13 protein-coding genes are annotated in these 17,172 nt (G+C 72.4%); 7 read left to right on the forward strand and 6 right to left on the reverse strand.

Annotated features, from left to right (window positions below; genetic code table 11):
• Positions 1-74: 74 nt before the first annotated feature.
• Positions 75-1,220 carry an aminoglycoside phosphotransferase family protein gene (locus LMU33_RS23170; protein ID WP_228622450.1) on the reverse strand — a complete coding sequence of 382 codons (1,146 nt, stop codon included), beginning with the start codon at positions 1,218-1,220 and terminating at the stop codon, positions 75-77.
• A 332-nt stretch (positions 1,221-1,552) separates the two neighbouring features.
• On the opposite strand from LMU33_RS23170, the gene LMU33_RS23175 reads away from it, so the two are divergent.
• Positions 1,553-3,046, forward strand: coding sequence for a DNA-binding protein NsdB (locus LMU33_RS23175; protein ID WP_228622451.1), 1,494 nt, complete (start codon positions 1,553-1,555; stop codon positions 3,044-3,046).
• Positions 3,047-3,111: 65 nt separating this feature from the next.
• Here the strand turns inward: LMU33_RS23175 and LMU33_RS23180 are convergent, their stop codons facing one another.
• On the reverse strand, positions 3,112-4,542 hold the full coding sequence (locus LMU33_RS23180; RefSeq protein WP_228622452.1) for a PP2C family protein-serine/threonine phosphatase: 1,431 nt from the start codon (positions 4,540-4,542) through the stop codon (positions 3,112-3,114).
• Positions 4,543-4,888: 346 nt separating this feature from the next.
• Here LMU33_RS23180 and LMU33_RS23185 point away from each other — a divergent pair, with 346 nt between their 5' ends.
• Positions 4,889-5,305, forward strand: coding sequence for an SsgA family sporulation/cell division regulator (locus LMU33_RS23185; protein WP_228622453.1), 417 nt, complete (start codon positions 4,889-4,891; stop codon positions 5,303-5,305).
• Positions 5,306-5,438: 133 nt separating this feature from the next.
• Positions 5,439-7,463, forward strand: coding sequence for a phosphocholine-specific phospholipase C (locus LMU33_RS23190; protein WP_228622454.1), 2,025 nt, complete (start codon positions 5,439-5,441; stop codon positions 7,461-7,463).
• On the opposite strand, the gene LMU33_RS23195 is transcribed toward LMU33_RS23190, so the two are convergent.
• On the reverse strand, positions 7,453-8,487 hold the full coding sequence (locus tag LMU33_RS23195; RefSeq protein WP_228622455.1) for a Gfo/Idh/MocA family protein: 1,035 nt from the start codon (positions 8,485-8,487) through the stop codon (positions 7,453-7,455). The genes LMU33_RS23190 and LMU33_RS23195 overlap by 11 nt on opposite strands.
• 143 nt (positions 8,488-8,630) lie before the next feature.
• Positions 8,631-9,725: a baeRF3 domain-containing protein gene (locus LMU33_RS23200; RefSeq protein ID WP_228622456.1), complete on the reverse strand. Its 1,095-nt coding sequence runs from the start codon at positions 9,723-9,725 to the stop codon at positions 8,631-8,633.
• Between the two features lie 179 nt (positions 9,726-9,904).
• Between LMU33_RS23200 and LMU33_RS23205 the strand changes: the two genes are divergently transcribed.
• Positions 9,905-10,684, forward strand: coding sequence for an alpha/beta fold hydrolase (locus LMU33_RS23205; RefSeq protein ID WP_228622457.1), 780 nt, complete (start codon positions 9,905-9,907; stop codon positions 10,682-10,684).
• A gap of 234 nt (positions 10,685-10,918) precedes the next feature.
• Positions 10,919-12,760, forward strand: coding sequence for an asparagine synthase (glutamine-hydrolyzing) (gene asnB, locus LMU33_RS23210; RefSeq protein ID WP_228622458.1), 1,842 nt, complete (start codon positions 10,919-10,921; stop codon positions 12,758-12,760).
• Here asnB and LMU33_RS23215 read toward each other — a convergent pair.
• Both LMU33_RS23215 and LMU33_RS23220 read right to left on the reverse strand, forming a co-directional pair.
• Positions 12,750-13,280 carry a DUF4232 domain-containing protein gene (locus tag LMU33_RS23215; protein ID WP_228622459.1) on the reverse strand — a complete coding sequence of 177 codons (531 nt, stop codon included), beginning with the start codon at positions 13,278-13,280 and terminating at the stop codon, positions 12,750-12,752. The two genes, asnB and LMU33_RS23215, sit on opposite strands and share 11 nt — an antisense overlap.
• A 130-nt stretch (positions 13,281-13,410) precedes the next feature.
• On the reverse strand, positions 13,411-15,006 hold the full coding sequence (locus tag LMU33_RS23220) for an alpha/beta hydrolase (RefSeq protein WP_228622460.1): 1,596 nt from the start codon (positions 15,004-15,006) through the stop codon (positions 13,411-13,413).
• Between the two features lie 284 nt (positions 15,007-15,290).
• Here LMU33_RS23220 and LMU33_RS23225 point away from each other — a divergent pair, with 284 nt between their 5' ends.
• A complete protein-coding gene (locus tag LMU33_RS23225) occupies positions 15,291-15,947 on the forward strand; it encodes a chaplin (protein ID WP_249814124.1) in 657 nt (218 codons plus the stop codon).
• 280 nt (positions 15,948-16,227) lie between these two features.
• Positions 16,228-17,082 carry a GNAT family N-acetyltransferase gene (locus LMU33_RS23230; protein ID WP_228622462.1) on the forward strand — a complete coding sequence of 285 codons (855 nt, stop codon included), beginning with the start codon at positions 16,228-16,230 and terminating at the stop codon, positions 17,080-17,082.
• Positions 17,083-17,172 lie beyond the last annotated feature (90 nt).

A 17,172-nucleotide genomic window follows, 5' to 3' on the forward strand; every position in this document is an offset into this window, starting at 1 on the left:
TGGCCACCGGGCCCGGACACACGAAGGTCCGCGGTGCGCCGCCGCTCTGGCGCACCGCGGAACCGTCGTCCCCGTCAGCGAGTGCCGACCGCCGCTCGGACGGCCTTGCGGGCCATCTGGCAGTCGTCGTGCAGCCGCCTGAGCAGCAGCCGCTGTTCCTCGCCGGACGGCGCAGCACCGGGGTGGGCCAGGCCCGGTGCCGCCGGGGCCACCTCGTGCATCGAACGCTGCACGGCGGTCTCGTAGGTACGGATCTCCCGGGTCAGCACCAGCATCAGGTTCACCAGGAAGGCGTCCCTGGAGGCCGGGCCCGCCGACTGGGCGATCTGGCTGATCTGCCGCCGGGCCACCGGCGCGTCCCCGAGGACCAGCCACAGCGTCGCCAGGTCGTACCCCGGCAGGTACCAGCCCGCGTGCTCCCAGTCCACCAGCACTGGACCGGCCGGTGACAGCAGGATGTTCGACAGCAGGGCGTCGCCGTGGTTGAACTGGAGCATGCCGTGGCGGCCCACCTCGTGGGCGATGCCGTGCAGCAGCTTCTGCAGATCGCCCAGGTCCCGGTCGGTGAGCAGGCCGAGCTCGTGGTACCGGGAGATCCGGGCCCCGTAGTCCAGGGGCATGTCGAAGATGCCCGCCGGGGGCCGCCAGGCGTTCACCCGGCAGATCGCGCCCAGCGCGGCCCGGATGTCCGGGCGGGGCGGCGCCTCCGCCGGATGACGCTGCAGCGCCGCCACCCGGCCCGGCGCCCGCTCGATGACCAGGGTGCAGTTGTCCGGGTCCGCCGCGATCAGCCGGGGCACGCGGACCGGTGGCCGGTGCCGGACGAACGAGCGGTATGCGGCTATCTCGTGGCGGAACCGCTCGGCCCAGGCGGGCGAGTGGTCCAGCAGACACTTGGCCACGGCCGCGCCGCGCCCGGTCGTCCCGACGAGGAGTACGGACCGTCCGCTGCGCCGCAGCACCTGCACCGGGGTGAACTCCGGACAGATGCGGTGCACCGATGCGATCGCGGTGCGCAGCTGCGCGCCCTGGGGGCCGGACAAGTCGAGTCTCCCGCTGAGCGGTTGGGTGCCGACCTGGCCCGGCACCCGCCGGAGCCGGCCCGCGACCGGCACGGGGCCGCCCGGACGCGCTGCCGGGTCCAGGTACGGCCCGCCGCCCGCGGGGCGGGAACGCAGCGGCCGGGGCGGGGCGGACACGGAGGACGATGCTGCGTACATGGGAGATACAGATCCCTTCGTGTGCCTGCGGTGCCTGCCTGTGGTGCGTGCTCGGGGCACATGCGCGGGGCCGGAGCGCGGGGGAGCCCGTACTCCGTTCGCATGCACTGCGAGCGTGCGCCTGCCCGGCCCGGCCGCCCGGGTGCACCCTGGGGAATGCACCCGTCAGCTCGGGAGACCGAGCGGCGACCGGGTCGGGGTGGCGCGTTCCTACTCGACACCCGATGCCCAGTGGCACACCATCTGGCGGACCCTGGCGAACCCTGGCGAATAGTCGCCCGGCAACCTCCACCGGGCTACTGTCAACTCAGCCGAGAACCTGGGGGCTTGACGTGAGCGGACAACCCAACACCCGTCTTGCGGACCTGTTCGGCCTGGCCGGCTGGTCCAAGGGCGAACTCGCGAGGCTGGTCAACAAGCAGGCGGCGGCCATGGGCCACCCCCAGCTGTCGACCGACACCTCCCGGGTCCGCCGGTGGATCGACATGGGAGAGATCCCGCGCGATCCCGTACCGCGGGTGCTGGCGGCCCTGTTCACCGAGCGTCTCGGCCGTGTCGTGACCATCGAGGACCTCGGTCTGGTGCGGCACGGGCGTACGGGGAATCGGCAGGTCGGCGGGATCGAGGAACATCCCGACGGCGTGCCGTGGGCGCCCGAACGGACCGCCGCGGTCCTCACCGAATTCACGGGAATGGACCTCATGCTCAACCGACGCGGCTTGGTGGGCGCGGGTGCCGCGCTCGCCGCGGGATCCACACTCAGCAGCGCCATGTACGACTGGCTGCACACCGACCCGGCCCTGAAGGCCGACGCCCCCGTCCTCGACGACCCCCTGCACGCCGACCCCGCTGGGTTCGACCGCTATGAGGCCGCCCCCATCGGGTCGCAGGAGATCGAGGAACTGGAGCGCTCGGTCGAGGTGTTCCGCGCCTGGGACGCGGCCCGTGGCGGCGGGCTTCAGCGCAAGGCGGTCGTGGGCCAGCTCAACGAGGTGGGCGGCATGCTCGCCTACCACCATCCACCCCATCTCCAGCGGCGCCTGTGGGGCGTCGCCGCCAACCTCGCCGTCCTCGCGGGCTGGATGTCGCACGACGTCGGCCTGGAGCCCACGGCGCAGAAGTACTTCGTCATCGCCGCCCATGCCGCCCGCGAGGGCGGAGACCGGCCGCGCGCCGGTGAGGCCCTGTCCCGGGCGGCCCGGCAGATGGTGCACCTCGGCCGGCCCGACGACGCCCTGGACCTGATGAAGCTCGCCCAGGACGGCGCCGGCGACCGGCTCCAGCCGCGCACGAAGGCGATGTTCCACACCATCGAGGCCTGGGCGCAGGCCTCCATGGGCAAGGGCCAGGCGATGCGCCGCACGCTCGGCCAGGCGGAGGACATGTTCGTCGCCGACCGGGGCGACGGCGAACCGCTGGACTGGATGCAGACCTTCAAGGACGAGGACCTGTACGGCATGCAGGCCCTGGCCTACCGCACGCTGGCCGAGTTCGACCCGGGCGCGGCCGCGCACGCCCAGCACTACGCGGAGAAGGCCCTGTGCCTGCGCGTCGACGGGCGGGAGCGGTCGAAGATCTTCGACCATCTGTCCATGGCCTCGGCCTGCTTCATCGCCGACGACCCCGAACAGGCCGACCGCTACGCCCGGCTGGCCCTGATGTCGATGGGCTCGAACTCCTCCCGTCGCACCTGGGACCGGCTGCGGCAGATGTACCGGCTGACCGCGGAGTACGCCGGCTATCCCAGGATCCACGAACTGCGGGAGGAGATCCGGCTCGCCCTGCCCAAGCCGAGGTCCAAGGGACCGCGCAGCGCACAGGCGTGAGCGCACAGGCACCGGGCCCGTGCGCCGGATTGCGTCGGTGACCTCGACTCATCGTTGACGTCAACTCATGCGGTGACCTTGGCGACGAGCACACAGGCGTCGTCCTCGCGTCCGGCTCCACCGAACTCCTCGACCACCGCCCGCAGGCAGTCCCGCGCGGTGCGCGCCGCGCCGAACCGCGGGGCGAGGTCGAGCAGGCGGTCCACGGCCGCGCTCGGGCTGTGCCCCGGCACCAGTCCGTCGGTGTGCAGCAGCAGGAGGTCACCCGGCCGGAGGGTCTCTTCGGCCTGCCCGTAGACGGCGCCCGAGGTGGCGCCGAGCAGAACGCCGTCCGGCGCGTTCAGCATGCGCCCCGTCCCGTCGCGGTACAGCAGCGGGGCGGGGTGTCCTGCCTGCGCCCAGACCAGGGTGTGGCTCTGCGGCCGGTAGCGGCAGCAGACGGCACTGCCGAGTGCGGGCTGGACGGTGGCGTCGAGTAACTGGTTGAGCATGCCGAGCAGTTCGCCGGGCGGGCTGCCGGCCAGCGCCATACCGCGTACGGCACCGAGCAGCATCGCCATCCCGGAGGCGACGGCCACGCCGTGCCCGGTGAGGTCGCCGACGCTCAGCAGGGTGTCGCCGTCGGACAGTTCCAGCGCGTCGTACCAGTCGCCGCCGAGCGGTGTGGTCGTCGCCGCGGGGAGGCGGCGGGCGGCGAGGTCGAGGGTGCGCGGCCCCTGGTGCGGGAGCCGCAGGGAGCCGCGCCATGGCGGTAGCACGGCTTCCTGCAGCTCGGCCGCGATCCGGTGCTCGGTCTGCTCCTGCCGGCGATGACGCTGCAGCGAGTCACGGGTCTCGCTCACCGTCCGGTGGCAGCGGCGCAGTTCGCTGACGTCGCGCAGCACGGCCCACATCGAGGACGTGCCGCCGTCGGCGCCGAGCACGGGTTCGCCCATCATGTGCACCGCCCGCACGGAGCCCCCGGGCCGTACGACGCGGAACTCGCCGTCGATGGGTTTGCCGTCGACCAGGCAGTCCGTCACCATCGCGGTCAGTTTCGGCCGGTCCTCCTCCAGGACCAGCGAGGGCAGTTCGTCCAGGGTGAGGGCGGGGGAGTCCGGGTCCAGGCCGAGGATCTGGTACAGCTCCCCGGACCAGGTCGCCTCGTCGGTCAGCAGGTCCCACTCCGCGCTGCCGACCCGGCTGATCAGGGAGCCGCTCGGGGCGGCGGCGGGCGCGGGCCGGAGGGCTGGTGCCCCGACCGGTTCGGCGGGCTCGGTGGCCGGTCCGTCCCGGAGCTGGGCCAAGTGGGCGTCCAGGTCGTCCAGTTGGTGCAGGGCGAGGTCGTACAGAGCGCGCTGCCAGCGTTCCTGCGGATCCTCGCCGTCGCTCGGGGCGTCCCGCCGTACGGCGTTCACGTCGCCCTTGAGCCGCCGCGTCTGCGTTATCAACGCCTCCACCGAGCCGCGTCCGGGTGGCTGGGCGGCTGAGTGGTCCGCGGAGACCGGTGACGGCATGACGCACTCCGTTGGGGACGAGACGGTCGGGGAGGACGGGGGGACCGTTACGACTCTCGCACAGCCCGCGACGCCCCGTAAGGGATTTGGCACCACACGATACGGTGGTGCTTCCGGCATATGCCAGAGTCTTCCCCGAGTGATCCCCGTACACGAATGACGTACGCGCCGGGCGGGCCAAGTCGTAGGGGAACTACGCGAGTTGTCTCGTCCGGGCCGCTTTTCCTCGGCACTCGCGCGCGTGTTCGCCGCTCCGTTGTTCCAGTATGCGGGAAGCGTCTTGTACCTGTCGAAGTCTGACCGGATTTCGCGGCATGCGAGGCACCTTCGAGGACTCCATTAAGGCATGGACGCCATCACTGTCGAACAGCCCGCACAGGCCCGGCTCGTCACCGCCGAGGACGAGGAGATCCCCGTGTCGGCCACGCTGCGCTACACCACGGACGACCCCCTGGCCGTCTTCGTGGACTTCCCGCCCGAGGCCGCCCTGGACGGCGAGGAGGTCACCTGGGTCTTCGCGCGCTCCCTGCTCGACCAGGGGATGCGGGTCCCGGCCGGCCACGGGGACGTGCAGATCTGGCCGTACGGCCGCACCCGTACGGTCCTGGAGTTCCACTCGCCCCACGGGCTCGCCCTGCTGCAGTTCCCCTCATCGGCGCTGCGCCGCTTCCTGCTGCGCACCTACGGGGTGGTGGCGCCCGGGCAGGAGGACCTGGCCGGAGTGGTGGAGCGGGGTCTGAGCGCCCTGTTCGGCGGGGTATGAGGCGAGACCCCGGGCGGCTTTGACTTCTGTTCACCTTCGCCTCACCGCTCCGGTATGGATCCCGACGACCACCGCGGGCACCCTGGCGCGCGGTGTGCCGCAGGGGCATCCGAAGGTGACAAGGACGGGGCGAATGACACCGATCAGCCGAAGAGGCTTCGTGGGGCTCGGCGCGTCCGTGGCGGCGGGTGTGGCGCTGGGCGGCGCCGCCACCCGTACCGCAGCGGCAGCCACCACCGCGACCGGCACGATCAAGGACGTACAGCACGTGGTGATCCTGATGCAGGAGAACCGCAGCTTCGACCACTACTTCGGCCGTCTGAAGGGCGTGCGCGGCTTCGACGACCGCAGCGGCATCACCCTGGGCGGCGGCTACCCGGTCTTCAACCAGCCGAACGGGACGGGCCGCCAGTACCCGTGGAAGCTCAGCGCGACCCCGTCCGCGGGCGGCAAGGACGGCGAGACCCTGGCCCAGTGCAACGGCGACCTGCCCCACTCGTGGTCCTCGCAGCACTCCGCCTGGAACAAGGGCCGCATGGACAACTGGGTGGCAGGCGTCGGCAACGTCCGCTCGCTCGGCTACCTGGACCGCTCCGACATCCCGTTCCACTACGCGCTCGCCGACAACTACACCGTCTGCGACGCCTACTTCTGCTCCGCCCTCAGCGCGACCGGCCCCAACCGCACCTACCTGTGGAGCGGCAAGGTCGACTCCACCAGCTACGACGGCGGCGACGAGTCCAGCCTGACCTGGCAGACCTACGCCGAGGCGCTGCAGGCCGCCGGGGTGACCTGGAAGGTCTACCAGAACGCGGCCGACAACTACGGTGACAACGGCTGCGCCTACTTCAAGACCTTCGCGAACGCCAGGGCGGGCGACCCGCTGTACGACCGCGGCATGTCCTCGGTGCCCAAGGTGACCGGTTCGACCCCCGACGACATCGCCGCCGCCATCAAGGCCGACGTGCTCGCGGGCACCCTGCCGCAGGTCTCCTGGGTCGTCCCCAACCAGGCCTTCTCCGAGCACCCCTACGCCCCGCCCGGCGACGGCGCCCACTTCGTCAGCCTCGTCCACCAGGCCCTCGCCGCCGACCAGGACGTGTTCGACTCCACCGTCCTGTTCCTCAACTACGACGAGAACGACGGCTTCTTCGACCATGTGCCCCCGCCGGCACCGCCCTCCGGTACGGCCGGGGAGTTCCTCAACGGGGTGCCGTACGGCTTCGGCTTCCGTGTCCCGATGATCGTCGTCTCGCCCTGGACGCGCGGCGGCTGGGTCTCCTCGGAGGTCTTCGAGCACACCTCGGTACTGCGCTTCCTGGAGACCTGGACGTCCGCCATCGGCAAGCCGGCCAAGTGCGCCAACATCAGCGACTGGCGGCGCAAGGTCAGCGGCGACCTCACCGGCGTCTTCGACTTCGCCAACCCGGTCCACGGCCCGGTCTCCCTGCCCGCGACCAGCGTCATCGGCATCAACACCTGCGGCCCGCTGCCCAACCCGGTGCCGACCGACAACGCCCTGCCCGCCCAGGAGTCCGGCACCCGCCCCGCCCGCGCGCTGCCCTACCAGCCGGGCGGCTACCTGGACCACCTGGAGTTCGACGCGGCCGGCAAGATCCTGGCCTGGTTCACCATGACCAACCAGGGCACCCCGGCCTCCCGCGCCGCCCACTTCTCCATCCACCCCAACGCCTACCGGGACACCACCCCCTGGCAGTACACGGTCGACGCGGGCGGCACCGCCTCCGACTACTTCAACATCGGTACGGGCTTCGGCGGCGGCAGGTACGACTTCACCATGGTCGGGCCGAACCGCTTCCTGCGCCGCTTCCAGGGCGACGCGACCAGGGCGGGCAAGTCGGCCGAGGTGAGCACCCGTTACGCGGTCGAACCGGGCACGGGCAAGCTCGCGATCTACTTCAAGATGACCAACTCGGGCTCGTCCCCGGTGAAGTTCACCATCACCTCCAACCACTACCGCAGCGACGGCCCGTGGGCCTACACCGTCGCCGCCGGCGCCTCGACGGAGGACTACTTCAACGCCGTCGCGTACCAGAACGGCTGGTACGACTTCACGGTGACCGTCGACTCCGACGCGACCTGGTCGCGCCGGTTCACCGGGCATCTGGAGACGGGCGCGGCCAGCGTCAGCGGCTGACCCCGGCGCAGGGGTCGTACAGGTCCGGGCGCGGGGCGAGTTCGACGGCTTCCCGGCCGCCGCTCTCCAGCGCCCGGACCCCCGCCTCGGCGACGACCGACGCGGCGTAACCGTCCCAGGCGCTCGGACCGGTGACCGCGCCGCGCCTGGTGGCATCCACCCAGGCCTGCACCTCGCGGTCGTAGGCGTCGGCGAACCGGACGAGGTAGTCCTGCGCCACCTCCTCGCGGGCGCCGCCCGCGGCGGTGACCACCATGGTGTGCTCGTCGCCGATCCGCGCGCTGCCCTTCTCGCACACGGCCTCGCAGCGCACCTGGTAGCCGAAGCCGCAGTTGACGAAGACCTCCACGTCGACCAGGGCGCCCCCCGCGGTCTCGAACAGCACGAACTGCGGATCGAGCAGGCCCTCGGGGGCGTTCGCGGACGGGGTGGGACGCAGCACGGTCACCGCGGTCAGCTCCTGCCCGAGCAGCCAGCGGGCCGCGTCGATCTCGTGCGAGACGGAGCTGTTGATCAGCATGGCGCTGGTGAAGTCCCCGGGGGAGGAGACGTTGCGGTGAGTGCAGTGCAGCATCAGGGGGCGGCCCAGATCGCCGCAGTCCAGCAGCGCCTTGAGCCGGCGGTACTCGGCGTCGTAGCGGCGCATGAAGCCGATCTGTGCCAGCCGGCGGCCCAGCCGTGCCTCGGCCTCCACCACCCGCAGCGCACCCGTGGAGTCGGGCACCATGGGCTTCTCGCACAGCACGGGCAGCCCGCGGGCGAAGGCGGCGAGCAGGGCCTCCTCGTGGGCGGGGCCGGGGGAGGCGATCAGCACCGCCGCCACGCCGGGCGCGTCCAGCGCGGCCACGGGGTCCGGGTGCACGGTCACCGCGTCGAGGCCGGCCACGGCTTTCGCGGCCCGCTCGGCGTCGGGGTCGGCCACCGCCGCGACCCTGGCTCCGCTGACCACTTGGTCGAGGCGTCGTATGTGGTCCGCCCCCATGTGTCCGGCACCCAGTACCGCCACTCCCAGCAGGTCACCCATGTGTGCGCTCCCTTACCCGACGATCACGCCGCGACGATCACGCCGTAGCGTACGCCGGGCAGGAAGCGCTGCCGGGGAGTGCCGGGGGCCGGGAAGTGCCGTGCCGGCGGTGCCGGGGCGTGCCCGGCGTGCGGCGGGCTGCCTCAGTACCGCAGCACCCCCGCGATCCCGTCCGCGTCGCCCAGTGCGCCGTCGGGTACGAAGCGGACGTCGGCACCGGTCTCCAGGCACTGCTCGACGATCTCGTCCACGATGTCCTCGCGGGCGTCCAGGTCGCCGGGCTCGGCCGGCACCAGATGCCCGCCGAGATCGCGGACGGTTGCCCGGAAGTTCTCCTCCACGGCGAGCAGCCGCACCCGGCCCTCGAGGGCGCTCTGCCACAGCTCGTCGAGACCGGCGGCGTAGGTGCGGTGACCGCGTGCGGAGGTCAGCTCCCGGACCACGGACGTGGTGTCCTTGCGGGCCTCCGCCTCCAGCACCGGCCGCAGCGCCTGCCACACCGCCTCGGGGCCGGCGTGCGTGAGGCCGCCGTGCGGGACGTGGACGGCGCACTTGGCGACGCTGCCGACCTCGTCCAGCAGGGACAGTGCCGCCTGATCGCCGGTGACGTAGAGCGGGCGGGGCTCCTCGCGCAGGACGGTGCTCATGGCGGTGTCCGCCTCGCGCAGGAACTGCCGGGTGCCCTCGTCGCGGAAGGCGCTCTTCAGGTCGCCGACCTGCATCTGGCGCTCGGCGTCGAAGTTCTCCTGTCTGCGCTCCAGCGGGAAGCCGCCCGCGCGGTCCTGCACCACCCGGTCCTCGCCGCCGCTCCACAGGGTGACGCGGTCCGCGGAGACCGACAGCACCCAGAAAGGGTTCCCGGCGGCCTGGGCGGCGACCAGGTTGCGGGTGAGGAAGGTGTCCGAGAGCACCACCCGCTCGGGGACGGTACGGGCCAGGGACCACACCTGGTGCTCGCCCGGGGCGGCGAAGATCACCAGGCCCTCCTCGGCATGCGCCAGATCCACCTCCGCCAGCGCCCGGTCGAGCTGCGCCACGACCTCGTTGCGCCGCTCACGGGTGACGGCGGGATCGGACTCCAGGCGCCGGCGGGCCTCGGTGACCACATTGCGCAGCCGGACGGGATCCTGGCCGGATTCGGGTTCGCGGCGGTGCGTGGGGGTCAGGACGGACACGGCCGGATACGGACGCGGCCGCCGCAGTTCGGCAAGGGTCGCGGGACTCAGTGCGTGCTCCATGACAGCACGATAGGTCGGAATCACAAGTACGGCATTCGGGGTAATCCGCACCGGAAGCCGCCGTGGGTCTCCGGGGCGCACGGCCGTGGACCGCTTGCCGGACACCGGTGACGCGGCGCCCCCCGTGCGGCTACCGTACCGGCCAGTAACCGGACGCAGCACGCCCCAGGAGGCCTGACATGCCGCAGCTCGAAGTCGACGGAGCGGCCCTGACGTACGACGACGAGGGCCCCCGCGACGCGCCGGAGGTGCCCCTGGTGTTCGTCCACGGCTGGACCGCCGACCGGCACCGCTGGGACCACCAGATCGCGCACTTCTCGGCAGGACGCCGGGTGATCCGGCTGGACCTGCGCGGACACGGGGAGAGCACCGGAGCCGGGGTGCGCACGATCGCGGAGCTGGCGCGGGACGTGCTGGCCCTCCTCGACCACCTCGAGGTCGAACGGTTCGTGCTGGTCGGCCACTCGATGGGCGGGATGATCGCGCAGACCATCGCCCTGGCCCACCCCGAGCGGGTGGAGCGGATGGCGCTGGTGGGCTCCATCGGCCGGATGACGTACAGCCGCGGCAGGGGTCTGCTCATGGCCGCCTCCACCCTGGTGCCGTACCGGCTCTTCGTGGCCGCCAACATCCAGCGCGCCTTCGCCCCCGGCTATCCGCGTGAGGAGATCCGCGCCCACATCCGCGCCTCCGCCGCGACCCCGCGCGAGGTCGTGATGACGCTGTACGGCGCGATGCGCGCCTTCGACGTCCTCGACCGGGCCGGGGAGATCCGCACGCCCACGCTGATGGTGCACGGATACCACGACGTCCAGCTGCCGGTGCGGCAGATGCTGCGGATGGCCAAGGCCTACCCGGACGCGGTCGTCCGCATCCTCGACGCGGGCCACGAGCTGCCGCTGGAGAAACCGGCCGAGCTGACCGAGGCGCTCGACTCGTTTCTGGCCGCGAAGAAGTGACGCGCCGGCCGCTTGGCCAAGTTTTTGCCCGTGGCCGGTTCTCTGCGCCGCCGGCCCGGAGTCCCGGCGATCCGGGGATTTCGCGAAGGCAAAACCCGGCCGAAACCACGGGGGAGCGGGGGTCGTGCGTGTTACGGCCGCGTTGACCGCGTGGAACACCTGACGGAGGCTCGTCATATAGGTGCTCGATACAACTGGTTTGCTCGGCCGTGTGCCGGAGGCAGGAGGCAGCGCATGTGCGGCATCACAGGATGGGTTTCTTTCGACCGCGACCTGACCGCCGAGGCCACCACATTGCATGCGATGACCGAGACGATGGCCTGCCGCGGCCCGGACGACCGCGGCACCTGGGCCGAGGGCCCGGCCGCCCTGGGGCATCGCCGGCTCGCGATCATCGACCTCCCCGGCGGCCGTCAGCCGATGTCCGTGGCCACCCCGGAGGGCACCGTCGCCATGGTGTACTCCGGGGAGGCCTACAACTTCACCGAACTGCGCCGGGAACTCCGGGACCGCGGCCACCGGTTCACCACCGACTCCGACACCGAGGTCGTCCTGCACGGCTACCTGGAATGGGGTGACGCGGTCGCCGAACGGCTCAACGGCATGTACGCGTTCGCCGTCTGGGACGGCCGCCACGACAAGCTCGTGATGATCCGCGACCGCATGGGCATCAAGCCGTTCTACTACCACCCCACCTCCGACGGCGTCCTGTTCGGCTCCGAGCCCAAGGCGATCCTCGCCAACCCCGTGGTCCGCCGCCGGGTGACGCTGGACGGGCTGCGGGAACTGTTCGTCCTGGTCAAGACGCCCGGACACGCGATCTGGGACGGCATGCGCGAGGTGGAACCCGGCACGGTCGTCACCGTCGACCGCTCCGGCCTGTCCACCCGCGTCTACTGGCGCCTGCAGACCCGTCCGCACACCGACGACCGCGACACCACCGTCAGGACCGTGCGCTCGCTGCTCGACGACATCGTGCGCCGCCAGCTGGTCGCCGACGTCCCGCGCTGCACCCTGCTCTCCGGCGGCCTCGACTCCTCCGCGATGACCGCGATCGCCGCCCGGCAACTGGCCGGGCAGGGCGAGAAGGTGCGCAGCTTCGCCGTCGACTTCGTCGGGCAGACGGACAACTTCGTCGCCGACGAACTGCGCGGCACCCCCGACGCGCCGTTCGTGCACGACGTGGCCGAACTCGCGCGCACCGACCACCAGGACATCGTGCTCGACGCCCAGTCCCTCGCCGATCCCGCCGTACGCGAGCAGGTGATCCGCGCCCGCGACCTGCCGGCCGGTTTCGGCGACATGGACACCTCGCTGCTGCTGCTCTTCCGCGCCATCCGCGAGAAGTCCACGGTGGCCCTGTCCGGCGAGTCCGCCGACGAAGTCTTCGGCGGCTACCTGCAGTTCTTCGACGAGGAGGCGCGCCGCGCCGAGACCTTCCCCTGGCTCGCCACGTTCAACCGGCACTTCGGTGACGACGCCGACGTACTGCGCGCCGACCTCTCCAAGTCCCTGGACCTGGAGAGTTACGTCGCCGACGGATACCGCACCGCCGTCGCCGGCATCGAACGGCTGGACAGCGAGAGCGACTTCGAGTACCGGATGCGGCGGATGAGCCATCTGCACCTGACCCGCTTCGTGCGCGCCCTGCTCGACCGCAAGGACCGCATGAGCATGGCCGTCGGACTGGAGGTCCGGGTGCCGTTCTGCGACCACCGCCTGGTCGAGTACGTCTACAACGCCCCGTGGGCCCTGAAGTCCTTCGACGGCCGGGAGAAGAGCCTGCTGCGGGAGGCGGCCGCGGACGTGCTGCCGCAGTCGGTGTACGAACGGGTCAAGAGCCCTTACCCGTCCACGCAGGACCCGCGCTACGCCCGCGCCCTCCAGGAGCAGGCCAAGGAACTGCTCTCCCGGCCCTCGCACCAGGTCTTCGACCTCGTCGACCGCGACCGGCTCCGCCAGGCCGCCGAGCGCGAGGCGCCCGTCAGCACCCAGGCGGCCCGGCGCGGCCTGGAACGCGCCCTGGACCTCGCGCGGTGGCTGGAGGTCTACGCGCCCGAGGTGATCACCGGCTGAGGCCGATGGCCCGGTCCGCGGCCGCCCGCGTGGGCTGCCACCACGTCGTCACCGGCTCCCACACCAGGACGCGCTTCCCGGTGCCGAGCTGCGCGGCGCTGAAGGAGCGGCCCCACTGGGCGGCCGAGGCGGCCACGGTCACGGTGTCCACCCGGCGGGCCTCGGGGTCCGCCGGGTCGCCGATGGTGCGGACGTCGGCGTAGGCGGTCCGCCCGGCCGCGAGCCGGTAGGTGCCGGCGCCGCCCTCCGGTGTCGGCAGCGCGGCGCCGTCGAGGTCCCCGAAGGTCACGGTGGGCACCCGGTCCACGACGCACGCGCGGGCGCCGCGGTTGGTGACGCCGGCCCGCAGCACGGTCGGATCGCCGGGCACGGCCTTCGCCCGCACGGTCAGCGACGTCCCGGCGCAGCGGACGGACCCGGCGTGGTGGGCCGTGGCGGCCTGGCTCTGCGGTGCGGTCAGCAGCAGGCCCGCCGCGGCGGCCGAGGCGGCGGGTACGGCGATGGCGGCGCGGATGCGCATGATGGTGTCCCCCTTCGTGGTCGACTACGGGATACGGCGGCCGGAGCGCGCTCTGCCCGGTGTGACGGCCGGGAGTGCCGGGAGGTTGTGCCGGATTCGCGGCTGTTACCCGCGTGCGTCCCCGCTGTCATCAGTTGGTGGGGTTCAGGGTGACGTTCCAGTCGTTGCCGTCCGCCGGGCAGGAACTGCCGTTCGGCGGCAGGGAGCCGTAGAGCAGGAAGTCGTCGACCTTCCGGTGCACACACGTGGAGGAGGTGTAGCCGGTGTGGCCGTCGCCCTTGTTGTCGAGCACCACCGCCGACGGGCCGAGCCGTGCGGCCGTCTCCACCGTCCACCGGTACGGCGTCGCCGGGTCCCCGCGCGTGCCCACGAGCAGCATCCTCGCCGAGTCGACGTCCTTCACCCGGTCGCGGATGAAGTCGGTGCCCTTGGGGCGGCCGTAGCACATGAGCACCTCGGTCAGCCGGTAGCGGCCGAAGACCGGCGAGGCCTGCTCGTACTGGGTCTGCAGACTCTTCAGGTCCTTGGCGATCCGCGCCGCGCCGGGCCGGTCGGGGTCGTCGGCGCAGTCGATCGCCATCAGCGCGGCCTCGAGGTTGTCCGCCGGCACGTCCTGCGGATCGACCAGACCGCCGTCGCGGTGGCCGCCGAGGGTCAGGCCGGCGCCGCCGGCGGCGAAGTGCTGCACGCCCCGTGCGTCGCCGTCCTGGACCAGCGAGGCCAGGGCGCGTTCCAGGGAGGGCCACAGCTGCTTGCTGTAGAGGGCCTGCCCGATGGCGCCGACCAGGTTCTGTCCGGAGAACGAACCGCCGATGTCCGTCGGGACCGGGTTCTTGTCGAGCGCGTGCACGAGCCCGACGACCTGGTCCCCGGCCGTACGCCGGTCCTGGCCGAACGGACAGGCGACGTCCGTCGTACACCAGTCCAGGAAATCGTCCAGCGCGGTCTGCTGCCCCTCGGCGGCGGCCAGCCCCTGCGCGGAAAGCGGCTCGGTCAGGGCGTCCACACCGTCGAGGGCGAGCCGGCCGACCTTGTGCGGGAACTGCGTCGCGTACACCGCGCCGAGCCGCGTTCCGTACGAGAAACCGAGGTAGTTGAGCTTCTTGTCGCCGAGGGCCTGGCGGATGACGTCCAGGTCGCGGGCGGCGTTCACGGTGCCTATGTGGGGCAGCACCGGGCCGGAGTGCCGGGCGCAGTCGTCGGCGGCCTTGCGCAACCTGGCGAGCAGTGCCTGCGGATGGGCGAGGCCGGCCTCGTCGTCCAGCGCGGACGAGGCCTCTTCGCTGCCCTCGCCGCAGCTGACGGGGGAGGAGCGGCCGACGCCGCGCGGGTCGAAGGTGACCACGTCGTAGCCGTTGGTCAGGTCCATGAACTCCTTGCCGTCGGCGGCCAGTTCGGGAACGCCCGCACCACCGGGCCCGCCGAAGTTCAGCAGCACCGAGCCCTGCTTCTTGCCGGTGGCCCGGTAGCGGGCGAGGGCCACGTCGAGCGTGCCCGCGCGGGGCCGGGCGTAGTCGAGCGGGACGGTGACCTTGCCGCACTGGAGGTCCTTCGGCATGCCCGTGCCCTTGCAGGCCGCCCAGGTCACGTTCTGCCGGTAGAACCGGGACAGGTCGGGCTGCGGCGGGTCGGCCGCGGGCAGCCCGGCGCCGAGCAGCGTCAGGGCGAGGGCTCCGGTACCCGCACAGCGCCGCACGGCGGGCCGTGTGGACAGCTTGGCCAGCATCGATCGCCTCCCGGGACGCCTGTCGCGGGCGGTGGGGACGGCGCCCTCGCATCACCATAAGCGGGCCCCGGACGGCCCGCCTCCCGACGGGCGGGAGGGTGCGCGGTGCCGTACTCTCCGCGCCCTCGATGCCCGTTATCGATCATTGAGAGTCTTTACATGCAGTTCGATAACACTGTCGCTCGACGGGGTGAAAGACCGATAAGCCATAACTCGGATGGTTCGCCTGCGTTTTATGGGGTGCGGGTGAGTGCCCGCGACGAAGTCTGGAAGGCAGGGAACCTATGAGACGGGCTACCCGTAACGGTGTGATCGCCGCTGTCGCCGCCTCCGGTGCGATGGCCGTGGCACTGCCGGTGTCCGCCGCCTTCGCGGCCGGCGGTGCCGCCGCCGACGGCTCCGCGGCCGGCTCGCCCGGGCTGGTCTCCGGCAACGGCATCCAGCTCCCGGTGCACGTGCCGGTGAACGTGTGCGGCAACACCGTGAACGTGGTGGGGTTGCTCAACCCCGCCGTCGGCAACGCCTGCGCGAACCACGCGGACCACGGCACCGCAAGAGGCAGGTCGGCGTCCGGCGGCGCCTCCGCCCGCGGCGCCGCGAAGGACTCCCCCGGCGTGCTCTCCGGCAACGACGTCCAGCTCCCCGTCGATCTGCCGGTGAACGTCAGCGGCAACAGCGTCAACGTGATCGGAGTGGGCAACCCGGCCGAGGGCAACCACTCGGTCAACGGCTCCGTCGGCCGGCCCCGTACCCCCCGCAGCCCGGCACCCACCAGGCACCTCCCCGGCCCGCACACGCCACGCCCCGTCGCCCAGCCGGCGACGTCCGCGCTGGCCCACACCGGCACGGACATCGCACTGCCGGCAGTGGCGGGCAGCGCGGTGCTCCTCCTCTCGGGCACGGCCCTCTATCGCCGCTTCCGCTCCGCCCGCACCGACTGACCCACCCCCTCCCAGGCCCCACCGGACGTCGGCCCGGTGGGGCCTGGCTCGCGCGCGAGCCGGCGGTGCCGGTGGCCCACGGCGCACGGGATCCACCGGGTGACGGAGGACACGAGGAGGAGGGCGGGCGCTGCCGCACCGGGCTCGCCGGGCTCTGGCGTGCGCCCGGGGTGGCCGGGCCGCGTCGGGTGCAACGGCCGATCTCCCCGTGGCGCGGCCTTCGTTGATCCGGAAGGATGCGGCACGGCAGTCCGGTCCCCACGGAAAACGGAGCGCATCGATGACCCCTGCGGCCCCCCACGACCTCGTCGTCACCCAGGCCACCCCCGCCGACTGGCCGGTGATCGCCGGATGGGCGGCGGCGGAGGGCTGGAATCCCGGCCTGTCCGACGGGCCCGCGTTCTTCGCACAGGACCCCGACGGGTTCTTCCTCGGCCGGATCGACGGGGAGCCGGTGTCGGCCGTCTCCGTGGTGAACTACGGCCCGGAGTACGCCTTCCTGGGCTGCTATCTGGTCCGCCCCGACCTGCGCGGCCACGGCCACGGCCTCACCACCTGGAAAACCGCCCTCGCCCACGCCGGCAACCGCACCGTCGGCCTGGACGGCGTCGTCGCCCAGCAGGACAACTACCGCCAGTCCGGGTTCGAACTCGCCTACCGCACCATCCGGTTCACCGGTACGGCCCCGCAGCGCGAGAGGCCCGCGGGCGTCCGTCCGGCCGGGCCCGCCGACCTCGCCGCGATCACCGCCTACGACGGCGCCTGCTACCCGGCCGACCGTCCGCGCTTCCTCGCCCAGTGGCTCACCGGCCCCGGACACCGGGCCTTCGTCCGCCACGACGGCGCCCGCCTCACCGGCTACGGCGTGCTCCGCCCCGGCCGCGACACCCTCCGCGTCGGCCCCCTCTTCGCGGACACCGCCGACGACGCCCGCGCCCTGTTCGCCGCCCTCACCGCCGAGGCCGCGGGAGGCGAGGTCGCCATCGACGTGCCCGAGCCGAACGCGGCCGGTGTCGCGCTCGCCGAGGAGGCCGGACTCCAGGCCTCCTTCGAGACCGCCCGCATGTACACCGGGCCGGTCCGCGAGCACGCCCGGCACCGCGTGTTCGGGGTCACCACGCTCGAACTGGGCTGATCCCGGACCGTACCTCTCGGGGCCGGGCGAACTGTCCCCACCTGCCGTGTGCCCGACCCCTGAGGCGGCCGCCGGAACAATCCCGTTGCC

The sequence above is a fragment of the Streptomyces barringtoniae genome (assembly GCF_020819595.1).
Lineage (GTDB): Bacteria > Actinomycetota > Actinomycetes > Streptomycetales > Streptomycetaceae > Streptomyces > Streptomyces barringtoniae.

What these genes read in the sequence shown, in the direction of transcription:
- LMU33_RS23195 (WP_228622455.1), bottom strand. Translation starts at nt 8,487, where the DNA reads ATGGGTGACCTGCTGGGAGTGGCGGTACTGGGTGCCGGACACATGGGG.
- LMU33_RS23190 (WP_228622454.1), top strand. Translation starts at nt 5,439, where the DNA reads ATGACACCGATCAGCCGAAGAGGCTTCGTGGGGCTCGGCGCGTCCGTG.
- LMU33_RS23185 (WP_228622453.1), top strand. Translation starts at nt 4,889, where the DNA reads ATGGACGCCATCACTGTCGAACAGCCCGCACAGGCCCGGCTCGTCACC.
- LMU33_RS23230 (WP_228622462.1), top strand. Translation starts at nt 16,228, where the DNA reads ATGACCCCTGCGGCCCCCCACGACCTCGTCGTCACCCAGGCCACCCCC.
- asnB (WP_228622458.1), top strand. Translation starts at nt 10,919, where the DNA reads ATGTGCGGCATCACAGGATGGGTTTCTTTCGACCGCGACCTGACCGCC.
- LMU33_RS23170 (WP_228622450.1), bottom strand. Translation starts at nt 1,220, where the DNA reads ATGTACGCAGCATCGTCCTCCGTGTCCGCCCCGCCCCGGCCGCTGCGT.
- LMU33_RS23180 (WP_228622452.1), bottom strand. Translation starts at nt 4,542, where the DNA reads ATGCCGTCACCGGTCTCCGCGGACCACTCAGCCGCCCAGCCACCCGGA.
- LMU33_RS23220 (WP_228622460.1), bottom strand. Translation starts at nt 15,006, where the DNA reads ATGCTGGCCAAGCTGTCCACACGGCCCGCCGTGCGGCGCTGTGCGGGT.
- LMU33_RS23205 (WP_228622457.1), top strand. Translation starts at nt 9,905, where the DNA reads ATGCCGCAGCTCGAAGTCGACGGAGCGGCCCTGACGTACGACGACGAG.
- LMU33_RS23200 (WP_228622456.1), bottom strand. Translation starts at nt 9,725, where the DNA reads ATGGAGCACGCACTGAGTCCCGCGACCCTTGCCGAACTGCGGCGGCCG.
- LMU33_RS23215 (WP_228622459.1), bottom strand. Translation starts at nt 13,280, where the DNA reads ATGCGCATCCGCGCCGCCATCGCCGTACCCGCCGCCTCGGCCGCCGCG.
- LMU33_RS23225 (WP_249814124.1), top strand. Translation starts at nt 15,291, where the DNA reads ATGAGACGGGCTACCCGTAACGGTGTGATCGCCGCTGTCGCCGCCTCC.